General features: G+C 33.6%; 5 protein-coding genes and 1 pseudogene. 4 read left to right on the top strand and 2 right to left on the bottom strand.

Going from position 1 to position 4,381, the window contains the following annotated elements; all coding sequences use genetic code 11:
• The 4 genes and pseudogenes from ACOYLP_RS10990 to ACOYLP_RS10975 all read left to right on the top strand — a co-directional run.
• On the top strand, positions 1-636 hold a 636-nt coding region (locus ACOYLP_RS10990), incomplete at its 5' end, for a VTC domain-containing protein (protein WP_422856215.1).
• Complete coding sequence (locus ACOYLP_RS10985; protein WP_422856214.1) at positions 617-1,201, top strand: DUF4956 domain-containing protein; 585 nt, start codon at positions 617-619, stop codon at positions 1,199-1,201. The genes ACOYLP_RS10990 and ACOYLP_RS10985, both read left to right, overlap by 20 nt.
• Positions 1,198-1,902, top strand: coding sequence for a DUF2490 domain-containing protein (locus ACOYLP_RS10980; protein WP_422856213.1), 705 nt, complete (start codon positions 1,198-1,200; stop codon positions 1,900-1,902). The genes ACOYLP_RS10985 and ACOYLP_RS10980 overlap by 4 nt, the downstream gene beginning before the upstream one ends.
• Positions 1,903-2,033: 131 nt before the next feature.
• Positions 2,034-3,061, top strand: a pseudogene (locus tag ACOYLP_RS10975) (GRAS family protein).
• A gap of 64 nt (positions 3,062-3,125) precedes the next feature.
• Here ACOYLP_RS10975 and ACOYLP_RS10970 read toward each other — a convergent pair.
• Together ACOYLP_RS10970 and ACOYLP_RS10965 are read right to left on the bottom strand one after the other, a co-directional pair.
• Positions 3,126-3,371, bottom strand: coding sequence for a 4a-hydroxytetrahydrobiopterin dehydratase (locus tag ACOYLP_RS10970; RefSeq protein ID WP_422856212.1), 246 nt, complete (start codon positions 3,369-3,371; stop codon positions 3,126-3,128).
• A gap of 70 nt (positions 3,372-3,441) precedes the next feature.
• Positions 3,442-4,381: WG repeat-containing protein (locus tag ACOYLP_RS10965; protein ID WP_422856211.1), on the bottom strand; the 940-nt coding region annotated here is incomplete at its 5' end.

Raw genomic sequence — 4,381 nt, 5'->3', positions numbered from 1 at the left:
ATTCTGAACGCTTGTTTGGCTGAATATGATGTGCTTGAAATAGCGGGCATAAGAAATTTCAAATACACAACTAACTACTTTGATACCCTTGGTCTTCACATGTACCATGAGCATCAGCGAGGTAAACAAAATAGGTGCAAAATAAGAACTAGGTTTTATGTTGACAGCCAGATGGGTTTTGTTGAGGTAAAAGTAAAAAATAATAAAGACCGAACCGTCAAACACCGAGTAATGGGGATTGAGCTGTCAGCCGGAAAATCGCTCATCGAAACCAATACTCAATATTCGATTGAAGAGCTGGAACAGGTATTTGAATTGCAATACAAAAGAATAACCCTATTGCATAAAAACAAACTTGAAAAAGTGACAATAGACAGTGAATTGATGTATGCGAAAGGTTCACATCGATTCAATATTGAGCAACTTATTTTCGCAGAAGTGAAAACGAATGATGCGCATGATATCACTTTTTGCCAGATTATGAAATCAATGGGAATTAGAAATGGCTCACTTAGTAAATACTGTTTGGGCGTAATAAGTTTTTATCCAAACATCAAACAAAACAGCTTTAAACTATTTTTTAAAAAAATATTTAAAATACCCGCAGATGCAACTAATGAACATACTGGGATTTAATGTGATTAACAGCGAATTATTAAGCCGCTATGTGCTGAACCTAATGTTAGCAGTTTTCCTTATCAGAGGAATTTATTACACCAATTACAAAAGAAGTGATCTTTTTCTGACTTTCTTTTCATTCAACAACATTATATTCTTCGTTTCTTTCATGCTGAACAAGGTGGAATTAAGCACTGGAGCCGCTTTTGGACTGTTTGCTGTATTTTCTATTTTGAGATATCGAACCGAGGGTATATCTGCCAAAGACATGACCTATCTTTTTTTGAACATTGCAATTGGATTGCTTACTGCTGTTAGTATTGGTAATATTTTGGATATTTCACTTATTGGTGCAATGATATTGTTTATCACCTTCATTTTAGAAAGCAACTTCTTCATAAAAAAAGAAAGTGCTAAAGTGATTCAATACGACGATATCAAACTTATACATGAAGACCAGAAAGATTTATTGCTGGAAGATTTGAAAAAAAGAACAGGTTTGGAAGTGAAAAGATTCATCATAAATGAAATTGATTTTCTAAAAGACTGTTGTACCATTACCATTTATTATTTTGACAAATGAAAAAAATAATTATCTCAATTTGTTTATTGATAAGCAGTTTCCAACAAACATTTTCTCAGGCAACCAAAGCTGATCCGAAAGATGCTGAAGGATGGTACAGTGCTTCGCTAAAGCTTGATCTTCCACGGAAATGGGAAAGCAATCTCACCTACGAATTTCGGTACTACAACAACCTCAAAACCTATTATGGTACTTATATTTCTTTGTCTGGAACTAAAGCAGTAAGTAAGATTGTTAAAATGAGCGGGGAGTACAGAATTGCATTTCTTAATAAAGGCCTAACGCACAGATATACATTGGAAATGGAAGGCACTTGGAAAATAAAAAAGAAATTGGAATTAAGTGGTCGTTTTCAACTGCAAAATCGGATACAAGATTCTTATGACCCATTGGAAATGAATGATAAAACCTTGTTTTGGAGAGTTAAGGCACAAGCAAAATATCCGCTAAATAAGAAATTGGATGTGTATGCATCGGTTGAACCTATCATGGAGTTTGCTGGCGATAATTTTGTTGATAATTGGAGAAATATTATCGGCATAAAATATAAAATCTACAAGAGAACCAAACTGGATTTGTCTTATTTATACAGACCGGATTATGGTAAAAAGACCTATAATAGGTATTATAATATTTTGAATCTGAATATCACGTATAATTTAAAAATCAAAGAGAAAAATAAGAAGAAGAAAAAGAAATAACTTATCACATCTAAGAAATACGTGCATCTTAAATTATCATTTTTTTGATTGGTGTATTGTTGAACAATTAACAAAACGATTCATTTTGAAATGATTGAATTAATTAGGAAGTTTGTGCTTGAAAAAAAATAATGTTCGTGCAACAAGCAATGATAAAATTAGAAAACTGGATAAAAGAAAATAATCAAGCCGGAATCAAAATGGATTCCGTTTTTTTATCGCATTTGGAAAAAGGAATAGAATTAAAAAAATCAAATTGGCTTCCTGAGTCTATTCAGAATACTTACTTAAAAGAATTTGAAATTCCTCAGATATTATTGTTTGATTTACTTACAAACAAATTTCCATTGGTAACAGCATGTCAGCAAATAGCAGAAAAGGCTTTTTTAAAACAAGCGTCTAGTTATAGTGAGATATGTATTTTGGATATTGGAATTGGAAGAGGTTTTCAAATGATGCGTTTGCTTGAAGCCCTCCAAGATGTTGAAAGCATTCAAAAAGTAACGCTGATTGGCGTTGAAATATCAAATGATGCATTGAATTTTACCTTGTCGCAATTGAAGAACGGAAAAACAATTTCAAGTTTGAGCTTCAGTATCATATGTTTAATACTCCTGTGGAGTTGATAATGTATGATATGATTAATATTCAAATTCCAGACAATTGCGATTGTTTACTGGTTAATGCATCGCTCACTTTACATCACATTCAGCAAGTAAACGGTCGATTTAATTTATTTAGCATCATTAAACAATTGAATCCCCAATTGATGATTTTAATAGAGCCTGATGCAGATACCATGAATGATGATTATGAGCAAAGACTCTTTAACGCTGCTGAGCATTTTTCAGCATTATATACTTATGTAAATACGCTTGATTGCATGAATAAAGAGGAGGCCGATCATTTAAAATCATTTTTTGCCAATGATTTTTTTGATCCTATTGTATTGCCGCATAGTCATAGATTTGAACGCCTTTATACTTCATCACAATGGATTGATTTGCTGGCTTCGGCAGGATTAAAAATTAAGAATTTTGACCCCAATCATTATAGCATTCATATACCCAATATAGATTGTAAAATAATGAATGAAGGTTATTTTAATTTTTCATATTGTGGAATACCACTGATATCAGTTATTGCCATTGAAAATTGATCGCTGTTGGTGTGAACGCCAACAAGGGCAACAGGTGCAAACACCAACATAGGCAAAGTCGATATCAAAGTTCTCCATACACCTCATCCAAAATCTTCGCAAGCGCATGGTCCTTCTCGGTTATTTTGTTGCCTGCATCGTGGGTGGTAAGCGATACATGTACTTTATTGTAACAGTTGCTCCAATCGGGATGATGGTCTAAGGCGCTAATTAACGGAGCCGCATTTTGCATGAATAACATTGCTGATTCGAAATCCTTAAACTGATAGGTTTTTCGCATTGCATTGTTTTCTTCTACCCAATCACTCATATTTTTTCGTTTTATCGTATAATTAAATTGTTGATGTTTTTTCAACTTCAAATTTTCAGCCGTTTTGAAATCAATTGGCTGAATTTATTTTCATCCAAATTTGTCTATGTCCTTTAATCAAGGAAAATCCCTTATCTACAGAATAACCGTTAATGTCGTCGTACTCGCAAGGTATAACCTCGTTTCCTTTTACATCCACAATACCCACTTTTTTATTCCGCATTACCTTAATGCCTTCTTTTCCAAACCAATCGTGGTCGATGAAATCATAGGTATTGCTGTTGATTCTCTCATTAGAAGCATTGATAAAAAAATAATTTCCTTCTTTCTTAACACCCGCAATCGACTTATAAAACTTTCGGATATCAACATACTCAAAAGGAATCGCGATTTTACCCAAACTATCTAGATACCCCCATTTATTTTTCAATGAGGCAACAATCAAACCATTATGCGTTTCACCATCGAGTCCATCATACATCAAAGGAATAATGATTTGTCCAAGTGTATCTATAATACCGTTTTTCTTGTTTTTTGTAACTTGGATTTTTCCGTTTTTCATCCAGCCATGACTATCATACTGCGGCTCTATAATCACTTTTTGATCTTTGTCCATCAAACCCCATTTCTCTTTTTTACGAAACCAATACTTGCCTTTAAAAGTGACAAAATCTATTCCTTCGTATTCACAAGGGAGCACTTCATTAAATTGATTGTCGAACAACCCATACTGGTTATTTGTTCTAACCATATACAATTCCATTCCACCCATGAAACCATATATTTCATCGTAAACAAAGGGAATCATCACTTTTCCATTTTTATCCAAAACACCCCAACGGTTACCAATAGACGCTTTGTAATACAACTTACTCCACCGATATTCGGATGTATTGGATTCCATTCCTATGATGTGAGCATACATGATGGGAACAATCAGCTTTCCCTCATCCTTTGTTACTCCTTTAAATGGTGGACGAGATACAATTCTTCTACCTTTGATGTATTGT

The organism is Flavobacterium sp., assembly GCF_049318325.1.
Lineage (GTDB): Bacteria > Bacteroidota > Bacteroidia > Flavobacteriales > Flavobacteriaceae > Flavobacterium.
This window is presented reverse-complemented; position numbering and strand designations above follow the sequence as displayed.